24 protein-coding genes are annotated in these 18734 nt (G+C 33.9%); 15 read left to right on the top strand and 9 right to left on the bottom strand.

From position 1 onward, the window contains the following. Positions 1–3: 3 nt before the first annotated feature. From CCZ01_RS01605 to CCZ01_RS01595, 3 genes are read right to left on the bottom strand one after another with little or no spacing between them, the layout of a single operon-like run. The gene (locus tag CCZ01_RS01605) at positions 4–840 is read right to left on the bottom strand and encodes a ferritin-like domain-containing protein (RefSeq protein ID WP_112051486.1); all 837 of its coding nucleotides are present in this window, start codon (positions 838–840) and stop codon (positions 4–6) included. A gap of 3 nt (positions 841–843) precedes the next feature. Next, positions 844–1227: a DUF1090 family protein gene (locus tag CCZ01_RS01600; protein WP_112051485.1), complete on the bottom strand. Its 384-nt coding sequence runs from the start codon at positions 1225–1227 to the stop codon at positions 844–846. A gap of 12 nt (positions 1228–1239) precedes the next feature. After that, positions 1240–1845, bottom strand: a complete 606-nt coding sequence (locus tag CCZ01_RS01595) for a DUF4214 domain-containing protein (protein WP_112051484.1) — start codon at positions 1843–1845, stop codon at positions 1240–1242. 176 nt (positions 1846–2021) lie between these two features. On the opposite strand from CCZ01_RS01595, the gene CCZ01_RS01590 reads away from it, so the two are divergent. Genes CCZ01_RS01590 through CCZ01_RS01575 form a run of 4 tightly spaced genes read left to right on the top strand, consistent with a single transcriptional unit; the run spans position 2022 to position 4325 of the window. After that, complete coding sequence (locus tag CCZ01_RS01590; RefSeq protein WP_275542664.1) at positions 2022–2513, top strand: 3-isopropylmalate dehydratase small subunit; 492 nt, start codon at positions 2022–2024, stop codon at positions 2511–2513. Continuing rightward, positions 2513–3583, top strand: a complete 1071-nt coding sequence (gene leuB, locus CCZ01_RS01585; RefSeq protein ID WP_112051482.1) for a 3-isopropylmalate dehydrogenase — start codon at positions 2513–2515, stop codon at positions 3581–3583. The genes CCZ01_RS01590 and leuB overlap by 1 nt, the downstream gene beginning before the upstream one ends. 2 nt (positions 3584–3585) lie before the next feature. Next, the gene (locus tag CCZ01_RS01580) at positions 3586–3843 is read left to right on the top strand and encodes a hypothetical protein (RefSeq protein ID WP_112051481.1); all 258 of its coding nucleotides are present in this window, start codon (positions 3586–3588) and stop codon (positions 3841–3843) included. Further along, positions 3834–4325, top strand: coding sequence for a CiaD-like domain-containing protein (locus tag CCZ01_RS01575; RefSeq protein WP_112051480.1), 492 nt, complete (start codon positions 3834–3836; stop codon positions 4323–4325). Before CCZ01_RS01580 ends, CCZ01_RS01575 begins: the two co-directional genes overlap by 10 nt. A gap of 243 nt (positions 4326–4568) precedes the next feature. Here CCZ01_RS01575 and CCZ01_RS01570 read toward each other — a convergent pair whose 3' ends face one another. Then, the gene (locus tag CCZ01_RS01570; protein WP_112051479.1) at positions 4569–5684 is read right to left on the bottom strand and encodes a Cj0069 family protein; all 1116 of its coding nucleotides are present in this window, start codon (positions 5682–5684) and stop codon (positions 4569–4571) included. 158 nt (positions 5685–5842) lie between these two features. Here CCZ01_RS01570 and nth point away from each other — a divergent pair, with 158 nt between their 5' ends. The 5 genes from nth (at position 5843) to CCZ01_RS01545 (ending at position 8914) form a co-directional block, all read left to right on the top strand. Then, entirely contained in the window at positions 5843–6514 is a 672-nt protein-coding gene (nth, locus tag CCZ01_RS01565) for an endonuclease III (RefSeq protein WP_112051478.1), read from the top strand. Between the two features lie 52 nt (positions 6515–6566). Continuing rightward, entirely contained in the window at positions 6567–6968 is a 402-nt protein-coding gene (locus CCZ01_RS01560) for a chemotaxis protein CheX (RefSeq protein ID WP_112051477.1), read from the top strand. Positions 6969–6980: 12 nt separating this feature from the next. Next, entirely contained in the window at positions 6981–7343 is a 363-nt protein-coding gene (fliN, locus tag CCZ01_RS01555) for a flagellar motor switch protein FliN (protein WP_112051476.1), read from the top strand. Continuing rightward, the gene (locus tag CCZ01_RS01550) at positions 7343–8170 is read left to right on the top strand and encodes a flagellar biosynthetic protein FliO (RefSeq protein ID WP_112051475.1); all 828 of its coding nucleotides are present in this window, start codon (positions 7343–7345) and stop codon (positions 8168–8170) included. The genes fliN and CCZ01_RS01550 overlap by 1 nt, the downstream gene beginning before the upstream one ends. A gap of 105 nt (positions 8171–8275) precedes the next feature. Further along, on the top strand, positions 8276–8914 hold the full coding sequence (locus tag CCZ01_RS01545) for an energy transducer TonB (protein ID WP_181566270.1): 639 nt from the start codon (positions 8276–8278) through the stop codon (positions 8912–8914). Between the two features lie 5 nt (positions 8915–8919). On the opposite strand, the gene waaF is transcribed toward CCZ01_RS01545, so the two are convergent. Beyond that, positions 8920–9897, bottom strand: a complete 978-nt coding sequence (waaF, locus tag CCZ01_RS01540) for a lipopolysaccharide heptosyltransferase II (RefSeq protein WP_112051473.1) — start codon at positions 9895–9897, stop codon at positions 8920–8922. 93 nt (positions 9898–9990) lie between these two features. On the opposite strand from waaF, the gene hisS reads away from it, so the two are divergent. The 5 genes from hisS to CCZ01_RS01515 all read left to right on the top strand — a co-directional run bounded on the left by hisS (position 9991) and on the right by CCZ01_RS01515 (position 13093). Next, positions 9991–11277 carry a histidine--tRNA ligase gene (hisS, locus tag CCZ01_RS01535; protein WP_112051472.1) on the top strand — a complete coding sequence of 429 codons (1287 nt, stop codon included), beginning with the start codon at positions 9991–9993 and terminating at the stop codon, positions 11275–11277. Positions 11278–11414: 137 nt separating this feature from the next. Further along, entirely contained in the window at positions 11415–12053 is a 639-nt protein-coding gene (locus CCZ01_RS01530; protein ID WP_112051471.1) for a TetR/AcrR family transcriptional regulator, read from the top strand. Further along, positions 12050–12373 carry a DMT family transporter gene (locus tag CCZ01_RS01525; RefSeq protein ID WP_112051470.1) on the top strand — a complete coding sequence of 108 codons (324 nt, stop codon included), beginning with the start codon at positions 12050–12052 and terminating at the stop codon, positions 12371–12373. The genes CCZ01_RS01530 and CCZ01_RS01525 overlap by 4 nt, the downstream gene beginning before the upstream one ends. 16 nt (positions 12374–12389) lie before the next feature. Beyond that, positions 12390–12758 (top strand): DMT family transporter, encoded by a 369-nt coding sequence (locus tag CCZ01_RS01520; protein WP_112051469.1) that lies wholly within the window; start codon positions 12390–12392, stop codon positions 12756–12758. 14 nt (positions 12759–12772) lie between these two features. Continuing rightward, positions 12773–13093, top strand: coding sequence for a DMT family transporter (locus CCZ01_RS01515; RefSeq protein ID WP_112051468.1), 321 nt, complete (start codon positions 12773–12775; stop codon positions 13091–13093). A gap of 489 nt (positions 13094–13582) precedes the next feature. Here CCZ01_RS01515 and CCZ01_RS10980 read toward each other — a convergent pair whose 3' ends face one another. From CCZ01_RS10980 to CCZ01_RS01495, 4 genes are all read right to left on the bottom strand, one after another. Further along, positions 13583–13840, bottom strand: a complete 258-nt coding sequence (locus tag CCZ01_RS10980; RefSeq protein WP_181566274.1) for a PDDEXK family nuclease — start codon at positions 13838–13840, stop codon at positions 13583–13585. 97 nt (positions 13841–13937) lie between these two features. Further along, the gene (locus tag CCZ01_RS01505; protein WP_112051467.1) at positions 13938–15503 is read right to left on the bottom strand and encodes an AlwI family type II restriction endonuclease; all 1566 of its coding nucleotides are present in this window, start codon (positions 15501–15503) and stop codon (positions 13938–13940) included. Beyond that, positions 15490–16434 carry a DNA adenine methylase gene (locus CCZ01_RS01500; protein ID WP_112051466.1) on the bottom strand — a complete coding sequence of 315 codons (945 nt, stop codon included), beginning with the start codon at positions 16432–16434 and terminating at the stop codon, positions 15490–15492. Before CCZ01_RS01500 ends, CCZ01_RS01505 begins: the two co-directional genes overlap by 14 nt. Beyond that, on the bottom strand, positions 16431–17852 hold the full coding sequence (locus CCZ01_RS01495; protein WP_258436304.1) for a DNA adenine methylase: 1422 nt from the start codon (positions 17850–17852) through the stop codon (positions 16431–16433). The genes CCZ01_RS01500 and CCZ01_RS01495 overlap by 4 nt, the downstream gene beginning before the upstream one ends. Positions 17853–18155: 303 nt before the next feature. Here CCZ01_RS01495 and CCZ01_RS01490 point away from each other — a divergent pair, with 303 nt between their 5' ends. Next, complete coding sequence (locus CCZ01_RS01490) at positions 18156–18584, top strand: GNAT family N-acetyltransferase (RefSeq protein WP_258436302.1); 429 nt, start codon at positions 18156–18158, stop codon at positions 18582–18584. The last annotated feature ends 150 nt before the right edge of the window (positions 18585–18734 follow it).

The following is an 18734-nucleotide window of genomic DNA, read 5'->3' as shown; positions in this document are numbered from 1 at the left end:
TTATTATTGATATTTGCTTTGATTCATTTGTTCTAATTCTTTTAATTCTGCTTGGCTGAAACCTGCTTGGAGTCTTGCATTTTTATTTAAAATTGAACCTGTTAGGTAAAAGTGTTGATATTGTTTGCATAGTTCTAAGAAGTTGGGTGTTTGTTCTCCTGTATCTAATTTCCACCATTTATCTCCTTTTTGGACATGTGTAATTTCATCTCTTAAAATTATATTAAATACCTCTTGGATTTTTGGGTTTAACTTTGATGGAGAATTAAGAATCTTCCTTATTACGAATGGATTTGCATCAAGCCCCTTTGCTTCTAAGCCACGATGGACAATTCCCATTCTTACCTTAAAAGAATGTTGAGTGGCATATAAAGCTTCAAATAGGTTAAGATGAACTGGAAAATCTCCATAAGCAAAGCCCAATTCTTCCAGTAAGCCATTTAACAAGCGAAAATGGTAAATTTCTTCTTTAGCCACCTCTAACCAATCTGCATAAAATTCCTGTTGTAACCCTCGAAAGCGAAAGACAGCATCAAGGGCTAAGAAAATCGCACTACATTCGATGTGTGCTACAGAATGCAGTATTTTTGCAAGAGCCAAAGGTGTTTTTGCATGATTTGGGCGACGGATTTTTGTTGGGTGAGAGAAAACACACTCACGATTTGCAAATATACCTAAAATCCGATGATATAAAAAGGAAGAATCAAGTGGTTTTGAGTGCTCAAAAACTAAAGAAGAGGAAAAAAAATCCTCATATAAATCATCGAAATGCCCGTAAAACTCTGTTGCTGTCTGACATAGAAAAAGTTGTTCTATCCTTATGAAAAACTTATTTTGCATAGATTATTTGAGTTTTTCATATTCTGCAAGTTCTACTTTTAACTCTTCTAGCTCAGCTTGTAATTTGGACACCTTAAATGATTCTTTCTTAACCTTGTCTATTTTCCCTTTTGCTTTTGCTTCTTCTATATCCTCTTGATTCTCTGCAATTTTAGATTCTACTTTAGAGATTTTGTCTTGCAAATCTTGTAAAACTTTTTCATCGCTACAAAAATGTTCTACAGAACTGAGTGCGATTTTAATTTCTCGTTCCATTTGTGCATTTTGTATCTCCTTAGCAAATTCCAATTTTTTATTCAAGAGTGTCCGTTTGTGGTTGCAGATTGCACCAGCAAACACGAATGCACCACCCAATAAAAAAATAAATAATAAGCGAAACATTTTCATTTCCTTTCTCCTTTAACCCATTAAAGTATCAGGTTGATATACAGTAACTCCAGCGACCATACCCGGAGGGATAGTTTGATTCCAGTTGTTTTGGGGAAGTTGTGCATTGAGTGCATCAGCTTGCTGAATGCAACCCGCTATATCTTTTTGTGTTCTTACATCAGCTAATCCATCACCAAAACGTAAACCGCGAATATCATTATTTGTTAGTGCACCTGTGAAGTTAACAGCGGTATAGTTGGATACCTCAACGCGTGCAAAAAACAATTCTAGTGCATCCTTATCTTGTTGTGTTTGTGCATTGTAATGTACAACCGTATCAATGAATCGTTCCACTAATTCTTCTTTGCGCATTCCATTGATTAAAAGTTGAGCCCAAAAATCAATTCCCGCTTCATCGTCCGCTAAACTCTTGCCTAAGGCATTTTTGTAAAGTGTCATCACAAATGCATAGGGGCTATTACCCTCAAGCGGTGTGTGTTGCATCATCGCTTTTGCGGTATCAGCAATGGAAGTTGATTGATTATAATGACTCCAAAAATCAGAACCAACTTTTTCAGAAGCACGACCAAAAAGACTCACATAAAGCTGTGAGGTTTCATTTTTACTCAAAGCCATACCAAACCTTTATGTATTAAAGATAAAAATTAAATCCATTTACCTATCAGGATTTTCACCATTATAGCTAAAATAATCTTAAATTTAAGCTTATTTCAAAGTTCCATTAAAGTTTTTCTTAACGCTGTGTAGGGTACAATATCGTTATTTTTTATATTTCTGAAATAGGAGTTTTAGTGAGTCGAGCATGGAAATTTGGTGATAATATTGATACTGATGTGATTATCGCTGCAAGATACCTCAATACCAGTGATCCAGCAATGCTTGCCCAACACATTATGGAAGATGTACGTCCTGATTTTTTAAATGTTTTTCAAAAAGGCGATATTATTGTGGGTGGGAAGAATTTTGGTTGTGGCTCTAGTCGTGAACATGCCCCTATCGCACTTAAGTCTGCAGGGGTAAAGTGCGTTATTGCAGAAGGATTCGCACGTATTTTTTATCGTAATGCTTTCAATACAGGTTTTCCTATTTTAGAGGTTGCACAGAGTGGTGAAATTCAAGAGGGTGATAGTCTTGAGGTAAATATGGCTGATGGTATTGTGTTTAATAAAACACAACAAAAGCAATATCGTTTTAAGCCTATTCCCCCTTTTATGCAAGAGCTTTTAAGTGCCGGTGGTTTAATTGATTACGCGAAACTAAAGTTATCCCAAGGAGTGGTTTAATGTCTTATAGAATTGCAGTTATCAAAGGTGATGGCGTTGGTCCAGAGGTGATTGATGAGGCAAAAAAGGTTCTTGATGCGGTTTCTTATGCGTATAACTTTAATTTGGATTACCAAGATTATTTAATGGGTGGTGCAGCGATTGATCGTGTGGGAACTCCATTACCTGAAGAGACATTAAAAGGTGCATTATCTTCTGACGCTATTTTATTTGGAGCAATTGGAGGGGAGAAGTGGGACACTCTTCCGCTTGAGCAGCGTCCAGAGGCAGGGCTTTTAAAACTGCGTAAAGCATTAGATGCTTTTGCAAATTTGCGACCAACACTTGTTTACAATGAGCTTTTAGAAGCGAGTACACTTAAACCAAATGTGATTGAAGGTGTGGATATTTTGGTTGTGCGGGAATTGACAGGTGGAATTTATTTTGGTGAGCCACGTGGTCAGGATAGCCATAAAGGCTATAATACGATGGTTTACACTGTAGAAGAAATACAAAGAGTTGCTAGGGTTGCTTTTGAAATTGCGATGAAGCGAAGAAAAAAGATTTGTAGTGTTGACAAGGCAAATGTACTTGAAGTGAGTCGCTTATGGCGTGAGGTTGTAACACAAATGGCAAATGAATATCAAGAGGTTGAACTTACGCATATGTATGTCGATAATGCTGCAATGCAACTTGTGCGCAATCCTAAGCAGTTTGATGTGATTTTAACAGGGAATTTGTTTGGTGATATCTTAAGTGATGAAGCAAGTATGATTAGTGGCTCTATTGGGCTTTTACCTTCCGCTTCAATTGGGAGTAAAGTTTCATTATATGAGCCCATTCATGGTTCCGCTCCAGACATTGCACGACAGGGAATTGCAAATCCTATCGCTACAATTGCGAGTGCTTCAATGATGTTGCGTTACTCCTTAAAGGAAGAGAGTGCAGCAAATGCTATCGATAGGGCAATTCGCAAAGTTTTGAAAGAAGGTTATCGGACACGTGACATTGCTTCTTTTGGTGCAAAAGAGCTATGTACAACTGATGGTTTAGGGTCAATAATTGCAGAGTATGCCACAGAAGGAAAGTAGTAATGGACGAAAATAAAACCATCACAATGGCGGCAATTTATGAAGCACAGAATCTTAAAAAAGAAGCTTTGGAAATTTATAAGAGTGTTCTTAAGAGGGAGCCACATAACGAGGAAGCAAAGATTGCCATCCGTCGTCTTATGGGGGAGCGGAAAAAATTTCAAGGTGTTGATTCAGAAATGAGAGATTTTTTCATTAAAATGGATACAGAAATTGAATTTAATGAATTTGAAAGGTGGTTAGCAAAACTATGGAAATGAATGATAAAGACGACTTAAAAGAGATGATTCTTTCTACTCTTGCAGAGATGAAAGATGATGACAATAAAGAAGAAGTTGATAGTGGAACAGTATCTGATATTTCTATGGAAAATGCTGAAGTGGTTGGAGAAGTTGAGCGTGAGTCGGTAGTAACTCCTAATCTCCATAATCTTTCTACATTTAACCCTGATGAGGTGCTAGAATCTATTAATAAAAAAGATCCACCTCTTATGCCTATGGCACAAGAGGTTTATATGCCAGAAGAAATAATAAATGAAGAAGAATCAAAGCCTACATTGCAAAAAATTCAAGAAGATGAGCAACGGTTTTTGGAAGGTTTGAGAGAGCGCATTTTGGTAATGTTTGAGGGTATGCAGTCTCCTAATAATCGTGTTCCTGAAGCAAAGATTGATTTAATTTTAAATTTCTTTGAATGGCAGTTAGCGATGATTGATGAAAGATTAGAACGTAAGGGAGAGTAGATATTCTTGTAATCTTGAATTTTCTATTTCATATTTAAGTATTTACCTTAGTTTTGTTTAATATATGTTGGGGTTGTGTGCATTGAGGCCATCGGTTACTAAAACAAACACTTGATCTGATGATTATGGCTTGAAATCCAATCCGACTGGAGGTCAGAGTTGGCTAAGTCCTTAATCTGGCTAGAGTATATTGCACGGGGGTTCTCATAAATAAATTACTCCCCCCGTAAATTGAAAAAGCTATTATTTCTGTGCGTCTTCCACAATATTAATAATTGTATTTGCCACGCGTCTAGCTGTTTTATCAAGGAATTCTACAGGTGAGGTAAAGCCCACGCAAGAGCAGTTAATCTCACCCAAAACATACTTATCGTTACCTTTTTCATCAGTATCAAGGATAAAGTCTGCTGTCCAAATAAGTGGTAAGTCATAGTTGCCAAGCTTTGTTTTAATCTCTGGAAGATTAGAGAGGAAATAATCTACCAATTTGCCCCATTGCTCTGGTTTGTCATAGCGATATTTTGCACCACTAAAGAGTGTTGCAGAGAATGCATCAGCACCTTCAGCTGGTTTTTTATGCACGACATAAATAGGATCTTTATAGAGCATAAGGATTCGAATCTCGCCTTCTTTAATGCGTGGCAAGAAAGTCATATCCACGAGCATTCCATTATCGCCATGTAAGTATTTCTCACAAAAATCCATAAATTCGCCGAGTTTGCGTTCCTCAACATGATTATCAACAGCCTCTGTGCAACGGATTTCTGCATCAAGAGGCAATTCGCTTACACCTTGATATTTGCTAGGGTCTTTGATTTGCACACGCCAAATACCTTCACCCGTAGAACCACGATTTTGCTTTAATACTCTCTCGCCTTTCGCAAGGGTTTTTGGAAAGTTTTTCTTAAAATCATGCTCGCCACCAGCAACCCAATTCACGCCGATTCTCTTTGCTTCTGCAGGATCATAATAAGCAAGTGTGTCTGTTGGAACAAGTTCTGTATTTCTTAGCTTTGTGAGTGCGTCCTTTGCCCCATAACCAACCATTGCATCAGGATGTGGCATACCAATCACGCCATCACTACAAAGCTTACGCAATACATCAAAATACAATTTTTCTTCTTTTAGGTTGCCAGGATTTACGCGTGAAACATAAGCATCCGCAACTTTTTTGACATACTCATAAATCTCATTTTTCTTTTTTTCATCTTTAAGAATTTCATCGGTAAAAAACACAACTTCTGCATTCCAGCCCAACTTCTTAAGATAATCCATCATTGGCACAGTATCCTTTCTGTGACCATCTTTACCCTTATCACTTCCACCAACTGCCTCAAAAAACACAACATGCTTCTTCATTACGAAACCTCCGAAAAATTTATTTTGAAAGCCTCATTCTATAAAAAAACCTCTTAAGAATGCCTTATTTATGATTGCTTTACACTATGTAAATCCTTGCTTAGGAATTTAATGTAGAATGAGTTGTGTTATAATGATGCAAAAACTGAAGGCTGATTATGCAAGATAAAATAAACCTTTGCCAAATTCCTAAAAAAGCGACTGCAAAAGAAGCTAAAGAGATAAAAAAATTAATGTTAGAGCATTATGCACATGCTAAAACAGAATTGAAATTTCGTAATTTATATGAATTGCTCATTGCGGTTATGCTCTCTGCTCAATGTACTGACAAACGTGTAAATATTGTAACGCCGATGCTGTTTGAATGTTTTCCTACGCTTGAATCTTTGGCAAATGCTAATCTTGATGATGTTAAGGCATTAATTTCAAGTTGCTCTTTTTTTAATAATAAAGCAAAAAATATGGTTGCGATGGCACAAGAAGTGATGACGCGATTTGATGGTGAAATTCCACTTGAACGCGATTCTTTGATGTCTCTTAGTGGAGTAGGACAAAAAACAGCTAATGTGGTTTTAATTGAATTTTGTGAAGCTAATTATATTGCCGTAGATACCCATGTTTTTCGCACAACACATCGCTTAGGATTGAGTGCTGCAACCACACCCATAAAAACAGAGGAAGAGCTTACAAGGTTATTTAAAGATCATCTTTCCACACTTCATCAAGCTTTTGTATTGTTTGGTCGTTATATTTGTAAAGCCCAAAAACCCTTATGCGGAGAATGTTTTTTGCAGAAATATTGTAAAAGTAAAAGCAATTTCAAGGCTTAATCTAAAGAATCTTGCTATAATTAAAACAGGAATTTTGATTCAGGAGCCGACAATGGACTTTTTTAAAGAGGCATTTTGTGTAGCGATGGAGCAAAGTCTGGGGGATACGCCTAAAGAGTGTAAAGAAAGATTACAAGAGGGGTTTATTTCCTCGATTCGTATCACGCAAGAAGGTGAAGAATTTAGTCTTTATTTGGTGATTTCCAGTCAGTTATTAGAATACTTTGCTTGTTCTTTGTTGATGGATGATACTCCCGATAAGGAAGTTTTAAAGGATATTAGTCAGGAGTTATCTAATTTGATTGCGGGAGTGGCAAAAGTTAAAGCATCTGATGCAAGTCGTTCATTTCAGATGGGAACGCCCACATTCATTTGTATAGGGCTTTTTAGTCAACCTTTTAAGCAATATTGTAGTTTTGAATACTTAGGTGCAAGATGCACACTTTACTGGTAAGGATTAAAGAATATGGAAAAACAAAAATTAGCAAGAAAAGAAGCCAAGCTTGATGAGGCAGCGTTACGTCAACTAGAGCTTTCAAGATACCTCGAAGGGGTTATGCACAAATACACAGGTTTATTAGATATGGAGGTAGTTTTTACGGCTGAATTAGGGGCAACAAGGGTAACTTTAGCTGAGATTTTGAAATTTGAAAAAGGATCCATTATTGATTTACAAAAACCCGCTGGAGAAAGCGTTGAAACATATGTTGATGGAAGAATTGTTGGCAAGGGAGAAGTGATGGTTTATGAGAAGAATCTAGCAATTCGTATCAATGAAATTCTTGATTCTAATGCAATTATTTATTACCTTGTGAGGGAGAAGAGTTAGTGCAAAAAAATTTCATTTTTTTATTTTTGTTGTTAATCTCCCCTTTATGGGCGGTGAATGTTAAGAATGTTGAGTTTTTTGACCGCCCCCCAGAACGCGTTGATATGATGATTACATTTGATTCAGCCTACAAAGGTGAAGTGAATGAGGAATTAAAAGATGATTATCGACTTTTGATTCTTAAGGGAGTTTCCATCGCCAAAGAAAGGGAAGAAAAAATTTCTACTTTCGACATTGGTTCTATTAAGCTTTTTAATAATGAAGGTAATTTATATATCGCAATTTTTAATCCTGATAAAGTTGCAGTGTATGCCTCTAATGTGGCCGATGGATTTGGCTTGCGGTTTCGTATTACTCCGGCACCCAGTAATGCACTTGAAGCAATGAAAGCAAATGCAAAGCATTTAAATCCAAGTGTTTCAGATACACAAAATCCAACTACTCTTAATCTTCCTTTGAAGGATAAAGACTCCACCTTAGACTTTAAGACAGATATTGGTACTTCTGCTATGGGGCAGATAGAATATATTATCTTTTTAATTGTTATGGTTATTGTGATTATTGCCTTACTTTTGTGGAGACGTAAGGTTTTTGGCGGGCAACCTATTTTGTTAAATAAGCGCGGTGAAGCAGGTAAGAAACAAGATGATTTACGCATTATTTCACAACGTCCAGTGGATATGAAAAATCGTCTCGTTACCTTTGAAACACAAGGTTACCGTTATTTAGTGATATTAGGCACTAACCATTCTACTTTAATTGATAAAATACCTATCCATAAAGAATCTGCAACAGATTTTACACAACATTTTAAAGAAAGAAACTAGTGCGAAATGTCACGCGAATTCAAAGCTTTTTGCCTTTCTTTATTGATCCACTTTCTTTTTGTGGGTGCATACTTTGTTTTTTTAGCCAACAAAAAGGAAGAAACGATGGGTTACCAACGCATTTCTTTGGCTGGACTTCAACTGAAGGAACTTGAAGAGTTAGTCATTCCAAAAACAAAATCTGAACCGCTTAAGACACCGACAATGTCGGTAAATCCAGCAAAACCTATACAAAAGCAAAATGCACTCCCAAGCCTTGCACAAAAGCAAACCCCAAAGCCAAAAAGTAAAGACAATAAACAAGCACAGGATGCATCTTCTCAAGTGGCTACAAAACAAAGCAAAAATTTGCCTATCACAAGTACGCAACCACCATCATTTTATAGCCTCAATCAGCTTTCGTCTGATGAAAGTGAATTAAAAAAACTATATGGTGCAGAATTCTATAGTCTTTCTAAAGCAGATAAGGATTTTTTGAATCAAAATTATCGAAAAATTTATGATATTACTAATCGTTATCTGATTTATCCTCCAGTAGCAGGGCGACTAAGAATAAGTGGCACGAATCGTTTAGAATTTTATTTGCATCCTAACGGTAATATTAGCGGATTGAAAATTATTTCATCTTCCGGATATGAGATATTAGATAAAAATAGTTTGCAGACAATTGAAATTGCCTATAAAGACTACCCGTATCCTAAAAAGACATTAAAGATGATTTTTCAAATTAATTATAAGCTTTAGACTCCTTATTGTAAAATTTTTTGTACTTCTTTAAAAACTTCTTCTGGTTTTAAATTTTCCATACAGGCATGGTGTTTTAAGGGGCAAATGCGTTTCTTGCAAGGAGAACAAGGAAGATTCAAAGAAAGTAAAATCGCTTTTTTTGTTAACCATGGTGATGTTTCTGTAGAATCTGTTGAACCAAATAGTGCAATGATGGGAATTTGCAAGGCAGCAGCAATATGCATAGGACCGCTATCATTGCTAATAAATAAGTCTAACGTTGCAATGGAATCAATCAGTGATTCTAAGCTTGTTTTACCGCTTAAGTCGAGTAAGTTAGAATTATTTTTTAAAGATAATATAATTTTTTGGTTTGCTTCTACATCTTCTTTCCCGCCAAAAAAAATTACGCCATACCCCTCCTGTAAAAGTAATTTTGCAAGCGTGCTAAAGTGTTCTTCGCTCCAACGTTTTGCACTCCCAAAAGCTCCACCTGTATTAATACCCACACACTTGAGATTTGGGAATATGGGTGGGGTATTTGCATGTGATAAAAATAAGGGTGGAATGGGCGGTAAAGAATCACTAATGGGGCTTAGGAGGTGAAAGTATCTTTGTACTTGGTGAGCAGATTTGAGGTTTTTTAATGCATGGGTTAGTAAAAAACTGCGTCCCTCATTTGCATAACCGATGCGTATATTTGAATTAGAAAAAAATAAAAATAATGCTGAAAGAAAATTATTTTGTAAAGAAAAACTTATATCGTGGCTACCAATTTGTTTGGCAAGTTTATAGAGTGCAAAGAGTCTGAAAGAAGATTTTTTACTTTCATCAAGTATAAAATTTGCACCCTCAAAGTCTCTTTTTAGTACTTCCAGAGAAATGTAAGAACCTACGAGTGTAAAATCTGCATGGGTATATTTTGTTTTTAAGAATTGTAGAAAAGGTGTCGCCATTAGTGTATCCCCAAGCCATGTTGGTAAACGTATAAGAATCTTCATTTGTGTGAACCTTTGTGTTTCTCCGATTATACTCTTTTTTACCTTTATGATGATAGAATGTACTCTTTGGTGAATAAATTATAAAGGATAAAAATGGCAAAAATTACTCCAAGAACATTAAGCGGATTTAAGGATTTCTTACCTAAGGAAGCCGTGCATAAAGAAAATTTACTCCATCAGTTGATAGCTATTTTTAGAAGTTTTGGTTTTTTGCCCATTGAAACCCCTCACTTAGAGTATGCGGAAGTATTACTAAAACAAGGGAGTGATGAAATTCAAAAAGAGTTGTATCGTTTTAAAGATCATGGGGGGAGAGATGTAGCTCTGCGATTTGATTTAACTCTTCCTTTGGCACGTTATATCTCACAACACAGACATGAAGTTGGGATACCTTTTAAACGTTATGCAATAGGGAATGTTTTTCGTGGTGAAAGGGCACAAAAAGGGCGTTATCGTGAATTTACACAATGTGATTTCGATTTTATTGGTAGTGATTCTTTGGTTTGTGATGCAGAAATTGTTCAACTTATCTGTGCTGCATTAGAATCCCTTAATGTGGGTGGCTTTAAAGTCTTTGTCAATCATCGTAAAATTTTGAATGGGATTGCAGAAATTGCTGGAGTATCCGAAAAAATACAAGATTTATTAAGAATTATTGATAAGCTTGATAAGATAGGGAGTGAAGGTGTGAGTGCAGAATTAGAAAAAGAATTGGGGCTTTCTGCAAAGAGTATTCAAACAATTTTAGAGCTAGTGAATTTAAAGCAAACAGGAGATGCAATCGAATTTATAGATTCCGTCATCAATCGTTATTCTAGTGTAAGTTTAAATGAGGGATTAAATGAACTAAAAATCTTTTTTCAGATTTTAACTGCTGCAAATATTGCAGACAAAATTAAGATTCAGTTTTCGATTGCAAGAGGGCTTGGTTATTACACTGGAATAGTTTATGAAACTTTACTTGATGTGTTACCTTCTATTGGTAGTGTTTGTTCTGGTGGGAGATATGATTATTTAACACAAAACTTTTCAGAAGATAAACTGAGTGGAGTTGGAGCCTCTATTGGTTTGGACCGACTCCTTGCAGCACTTGATGAATTAAAATTGCATCAGCAAAAATTCTGTGGAACGCTTGTTATTGTTATGGATTCACAATATTTTCCTTATGGTGTGAAAGTGGCTACACAGTTACGAATGCAGGGTAATGTTGTGGAACTCTATCCAGATATTGTTAAGCTGAAAAAATCTTTGGGCTATGCGAATTTGCATGGCTATGACCAAGCAGCTATTATTGGAGAAGAAGAGGTAAAAGAACAAGAATTTACACTTAAAAATATGCAAACAGGGGAGCAACAGAGAATTAAATTACAAGTTAAATAATAAGAAATTTAAAATAAATTGAACACATTTTTTGGTTAAGCAAAAATAGACTATCGGTTTAATTATAAATTCAGCTTTAGTAGACTATCATTCTACTAATTCTTAAAGACGAGGTGCTTGGATGATGGTGATACGAGATGGCTAAAAGAGATGAAATTATTGCAATGGGTAAAGGAATGCTTGATAAAGAGGGAGTAATTAATTTTTCTCTCAATACCTTTTTGGCACAAAATAATATTTCAAAAGGGAGCTTTTACCATCATTTTAAAACACGTAACGAGCTTATTTTTGCAATTTTGGAAGAAGAATTAAGAATTTTTCGTGCGAATGTTGAGGAGAAAATTTACTCTCTCCATACATTGCAAGAAAAATTAATGCTTATTTTTGGTTGTTATTGTTTTGATACGCCAAAGAATAGGCATATTTGCAAAATATATGAGGATTTAGGAAAAGCTTGTTTGTATGATGAAGTTTTTAATGCCCATTTGAGAAAAATACAAAAAGATATGAGCTATCTTATCGTGCAAAGTATAGAGACAAGTCGCCTTAGCCCATCTAAGCGAAAAATCGCATTGGATATGGTGGAAGTTTTGAGTATTGGAATTGATGGATTCTTTGTATATTATGGTTTAGTGTTAGATACGGATAGTGACACTTATGCAGTGAGAAGTGAACAAATTATGAGTTTTGTTGTCGCACTTTGCACACTTCTTGGTTCGAGTGTAGAATCCAAAGTTCGTAAAAGAATATCAGATACAGTTAAGGAGAAAAAATGAAATACTGGGTTTTTTTGGTTGTGGCAATTGTCTTAGAAACTATTGGAACAACTTCGCTTAAACAAGCAGCAACAACGAGTAACCATCTATTTACATTGATTTTTGCATTAGCATTTGTTGGCTCTTTTACGCTTTTTTGGAATGCACTAAAAGGGATTGATTTGAGTATTGCATATGCTATTTGGGCTGGAGCTGGAGTAGTATTCATTAGTCTTTTAGGAATAATTGTGTTTAAAGAAGAAATTACATTTCCTAAACTCATTTTTATTGGCTTCATTTTGGTTGGTGTTGTTGGCTTGAAACTTAATTCTAAAATATAAAGACTTAGGGGAGTTTATGAATAAAAATATAGCATGGCTTTGTGTGATTTTTGGCGGAATATGTGAAATTTTTTGGGTGAGCGGACTCAAATACGCGGATTCTATATTGCTTTATGGTTTAACGGCTTTGGGAATTGTATTTTCCTTTACTTGTATGGTTTTAGCCTGTAAAGTGATTGAAGTAGGTATTGCTTATGCGGTATTTGTAGGGATTGGAACAGCTGGAGTCGTTATTGCAGAAATGTTGGTATTTGGAGAAGAAGTTTCTATGCTCAAAATTGTCTTAATTGGAATTATGCTTGTGAGTATTATCGGGTTGAAATTGTTGGGCGATAGAGACGAAAATTGTATGAGGGTTGATTCTAAAGAGTCTACCAAAGTTTAAAATAAGGTAATAAAATGGGTTATTGGATTGTCTTGTTTTTAGCTGGTTGTATGGAAATCGTCGGTGTTTTTGCACTTAAAAAATTTACGATGAGCAGAAAAAAAATCTTTTTATTAGGGATAATCGCACAATTTAGCTTGAGCTTTAGTCTCCTAAGTTATGCTATGCAGGGAATTTCAATGGGTGTGGCTTATGCAGTTTGGACAGGGATTGGTGCAGGGGGAGGTGTTATATTAGGCATCTTGCTATTTGGAGAAAGAAAATCTACCCTAAAACTCACTTTTGTTACACTTATCATTCTTTCAAGTATGGGGTTAAAATTTTTGAGTTCTTAGCTTGCTTAATAATTCCTTTGCTTAAAAAACTAAGGGTGGTCTTGCCATTCCTTAGCTCATCTAATTTATTATGTTTTAATTCTTCAAAACCATTTCTATTTAATTTCAACCCCAATCTTCATAAGATCTATATGATACCCATACTTATGGTAATGATGCTTACAATTACCAAATCAATGCTTTTAATGCCTTCTTAGGTGTATTGTTTTAATATTAAGCTTTTGTAATGTTTATAGAATCTCTCGGGCTTATTTTTCTCAAAGAAAACATGATATTTGATATATGGCATAAGTCTCCTTGTCCTTCATCATCTTTGCTCTTATCTTCAATCTATGGACGATAGTGGGTTATAAGAAGAGAGTGTTTTGTAAAATTATTATTTTTTAAAATCGTAAATATTTCCATTTTAAAGTTTGTATGGCAAGTTTAGATTCTGAAGATTTTTTAAAATTTTGTTCTTAAAGATATAATGATGTAATCGTAATTGCGTTAAGTTTCTATAATCTTTTTTATTTCATTTTGATACCATTTACTTCCCCACATTTCTTTGCTTTTAAGGACTTGATAGAATCTTGGTAGGAGGTCTGCATAAGGCATATTTGAATACAAAATATTTATCAAATCCTGTGTGCTAATGGGTAAAATTTTCATACCTTTAATGTGGTTTGTATCATTTTCAAAATAGCATGAGATTCTAGACCTAAAATCATTTAAGACATTTTTATCTAAATATGGAGCGATAAATATTACAAAGCTCTTTCTTGCTTATTAGAATCTAAGCTTAGAAGTAGATTCCCTCAATGTCAAATTGCAGAAAGTTCTCTAAAACTTTAATGCGTATGGATTATTCCTCAAGGAGATTGATAATATCTTCCTTATCTTGTAATTTTTCAATAAATTCAAGTATTTCAAAATTTTTTATCTCTAAATTTTCATCAAATTTTATAAATTTTACATATCTTTTGGAATCTTCAAAGATTTTAGGAGCGATAAAAAGTGCAAAATGATATGTTTGATTTGATTGTTTGATGATTTCTTTTAAATGCCTTGTAATCGGCAGTAGTTCATTATTGACCTGTGCTTTACCACAAATAAGACTTACCTCAACTATGCTTTGAGAATCTTTTGTGATACAAATAATATCTGGCTGATTACCGCCTGCATGACACTTTGGTAAGCCCTCATCATCAATACTATAATTTGGCAAAACTTTCAGATTCTTAAAATTTTGCTTTAACGCAATGCTTGTGAGAAATTCAAACCTTGTAGGCTCTGGGATAAACTTAAAAATCTCATCTTTACTTTGAGATTTTTTTGAAGTGAGCATTGATAATTCTTTATAGATAGAATCTTTGCTATAAGTTTTTGCAAAATATTCTAAAGTCTGTAATTTTAAATGATTGGTATCAATACTTGCTATATTTTCTTGTATCTCTAAAATATGAGAATCTATTTGTCCCATAAAGTTGAAATATGATTCTTTAGTATCAAATATCCTAGAATTTGGCAAATAATATTCAAGTATGTATTCAATTTTTGGCATTTCAAATGTATTAAAATCAATAAATCGTCCATTGCCTCGCAATGAGATAATACCTGTAATACGCATTTTCCTGATATATTCATCGATTGCTTCACCACAGATTTGTGAGATTTTGAATCGAATTGTGTTTGTAGAGTTTAAAATTTTTAAGCACTCTTCATAAGTTATTTCATTAGAATATTGAAAGTTGGGATATTTTTCTCGAAAAGCTATGATTTTTCTTGTTAATTTATGCGAATCTGAATCGAGCCAACAGAGAAAGAAAGGAATTTCACTTGTATGTATCTTTGAATCCCCTTGTATAGTTTTGAGATGATTCATTACATTAAGTAAGAGTGGTAGAGGTTTGTTTGCATTGAGAATCTTTCTAAATGGATTATTGGTTTGATATTTCATCATACAATTTAAAAATACATTAGAAATTTTTACCTCATTAGTAGGAACTTCGTTGTTTGCATCAATTAACAAATGTCCTGTATTTGAGATAATAATGGGTTTGTTCATTTCGTAAAAACAAAATCCAAATTCCATAGGAAGCTTGTAATATGTATCAAATCTTGAATCCCATCCTTTATCAAATCCCGCTTCTTTATGATTTTGTGGTGAATTATCAAGAATTTCTTGGATTTGAGATTCTGTAAAAGTTCCATAAGATTCTATAATTTCTTTATAGTATTTTGTTGCATAAATTGGAATGTATAATTTATTTTTAATTAAGTCGGCAATAATTTGCATAATAATTTCGTGCGTTAAAAGATGATTTTCATAAGGTAATAATATTTTAAGAAAATCCGCTATCCTTGATGGATTTCTCATAGTTGTGCTAAAAGATAATATTTTGAATTGTGAATCTTTAATTTTTGACATTTGTTATATAAACCTCCGTAGAATCTTTTTTAATGGTATTATCATTAAAGCTTATATAATTACTTTTAATATAATGTGTAGAATAATTTTTCATAAAATCTTGTAAGAAATGGTTGATTTTTCCTTTATGATGTAATAAGTTCGTGATACCCCATCGCACCCCTTTAGAATCTAAATCTTGCAAGGTTTGATAAAGTTGTATTTCAAGTAATTCACCCCAAAGTTTGTTGTATTCACTTCCACTAATCAAATATGGTGGGTCAAAATATAGAAAATCATCTTGTTGAATTTCTATACTATTTAAAAAATGAATATAATCAAGGTTAAAAAATATTATATTATTGTTACGCATAAATTCTATATAGTTTTGTAATGCATTAAAAACATTTTCATTAAAATCTACATTTCCAACAGGAAGATTAAAATCCCCTTTGCTATTAAATCTTATCATATGATTAAATCCATAAATCAGCAAGAGATATAATCGTAAAATGTCATTTTTATTTGCATTAAAATCATTGCGTAATTTTATATACGATTCTTGATTGAATCTTGCAAAATATGTTTTTTTATATTCCTCTCGCAATTCTTTTGATGGGATAATATTTTTTAATGAGCATGAAAGATTGTATTTTTGTATTAAAGAAAATATTTTATTGATTATTTCGTGAAAATAATTTTGTTGATTTTTAAAGAAATTGTGCAAGGAGATAATATTTGAATCTACATCATTAAGAATATAAGAATTTGCACTTGTATTAAGAAATGAACTTCCACCACCAACAAAAGGTTCTATATAAGTATCGATATTTTGTGGAAACAATGTTTTTAATTGTGGCATAAGCTTATACTTATCTCCTACATAAAAAAATGGAGAGCGAATTATTTTTGTCTCATTAAAAAGTGTGGGGTTTTTGATTCGTGTCGTCATCTCGTCTCACTTATAAAGATAAATTCTTTATGTCCTTTAAAATCTGTCTTTCCGCTACTAAAAGCCTTATAGTCAAACTCATAAATATGTATTTTACCACAAGATTCAAGGATTAATCTAATATCATCGAGTTGCATTTTATTCTGACTTGAAGCCGAATGAGAAGTATATGTATTATTATAAGTAACCACGATATTTTTACTAATTTGCGCGAGATTTGTTACCAAGTCCTTGAACGCTTCTTTTGCTTCTACCTTGCAATATTTGCTTATATTCTCTGGATTTGGCTTTTGTGCTATACCATAGAGTTTGGGTTTATCATTTTTGCTTAAAGTTTCTAGTAAATGATAAAATCTACTATACTGCCTTGAATTATAAGGAGGGTCTATAAAGGCACAAGTGATAAATTTTTCTTGATTATCGCGTCTCATTTTTAGCATTTTTGCTACTAAAGCATTAGAATCTTCTCTAAAAATCTCTATCTTTTTATCAGTAATGATTGGCTCTATGAGTTGAAAAATAAATCTATTTTCTAAAATAATATTTTTGCGATATGCATCATAATGCCCCACCGTGTTTGCTATCCTATCAGCACTATATAGAAGACTTGAAAGTAAAATATAAAATTCTTTATGATTGATAGTTTGAGCCTTTAGCCTTGTATCCAAATCATCTCGAATATGTCCAATGATTTTAGAATCATTTTTACTAAAAAACCTCTCTCCAAAGTGCTTAGAATAATAATTCTCTATAATTTTTTTAGAATCTAGCTTTTGATATTCTTCTCTTAGAGATTCTATCTTCGCCCTATCAAAAGGACTTTGTAAGAAAAATCCTTGATAAATCGTATAGTTTGAATACAAGAAATCATTGATAATAAAGTGATTAAAATCATTATAAGAATTTTGCTTGTTTAGTTTTCCCAAGCTTGTTTCGTGAGAAAGCATGATAGAATCTTGCTTACTTGGTTCTTCTAAACTTTTTTTATGAGAAATATTCGCTAAATCTTGCTTCCCTAAGCAAAGATTCTTAGTCTCTCTCAATCCCTTTATATCATTCATATTATTTCTTTTTCGCATAAAATATTCACTCACTACACCTGTCCCACCAAAGACATCAAAGAAAACTCGTTGATTATTTGATGAATGAATGCAATCTTGTGTGGTGGTATTATGTAAAGATTGCGTGTTGCTTGTATCTCTTGCCTTGAGATTGCTCATAGGGGATTCTAAACAATGCTTTGAAATCACAGAATCTATTTTTTCTAAAAGCTTTGTTTTTGCACCTGTATAACGCCGTGAAGAAAGTTTGAATGAGCTCGGATTATGTGTAGCTGGTGCTTGCAAGCAATCTCCTTTGGGAATGTGCAATTTATCTCGCATAGAATCTTTGTGCGAAAAAACTAAAAGATTAGGCATAGACACTCTTTTATATCGCTCGTGTTGTGCATACTTTGGGAGAATTTCGCATTGTCATATCTCTTGAAATAAATTATTGCGAAATTGTAACCTATTCTATGTTAAATTTTGGCTTTGGTTGAGGGGGAATATTTCTTAGCGAGAATCTTTGCTTTAAGTCTTTAAGCCACGCATTATAAATACATCACACATATCCTTAAAGATGAGAGTAAGATTCTATAAAGCAATATGACGATTACTCTCTATCTTATGTGTGGGCGGATTTATGCTATACTCACACAATATTTCCTCAAAAGGACAACAATGCTTACAATGCAAGAGCTAGATTCAAAACAAGAATTAGCAAAACTCCACATAATCGCACGACAACTTCGTCCGCATCTCTCGCAAGAGGAGTTTATAGAGCGAGTTTTCACACAAAAAGAAAAAATGGGCTATCGCCTTTTTGGCTTTTTGCTTGATAATGAATACATCGGAATGTGTGGCGTTATGCCCTTTGAGGTGCTATATCACACACAATGTCTTTATATTTGCGACTTTGTCATCACCGATACATTAAGGGGCAAGGGATTTGGGGCTATATCGCTTAGTCTTATAGAAAAATGGGCGAAAGAAGCAGGATATAAGGAATTAGAACTTAGCTCTAGTTTTCCACGAACGGCGGCTCATCATTTTTATGAATGTAAGATGAATTATGATAAAACAGGTTTTGTTTTTAAAAAAACATTGTGAGTTATGAAGAGGGCGATTCTGTAAAATTAAATGTGGAATAGAGTTGTGCAGGTTAGAAATTAGCCTATAAGCAAAAAGCCTTCCAGGTTATCTAGCATTGGCTAGAATGCTAGGAATCTCCTCATCTCTTTAGTAGGGGTATTTTATTGC

The organism is Helicobacter monodelphidis (assembly GCF_003288845.1).
Taxonomy (GTDB): Bacteria; Campylobacterota; Campylobacteria; order Campylobacterales; family Helicobacteraceae; genus NHYN01.
This window is presented reverse-complemented; position numbering and strand designations above follow the sequence as displayed.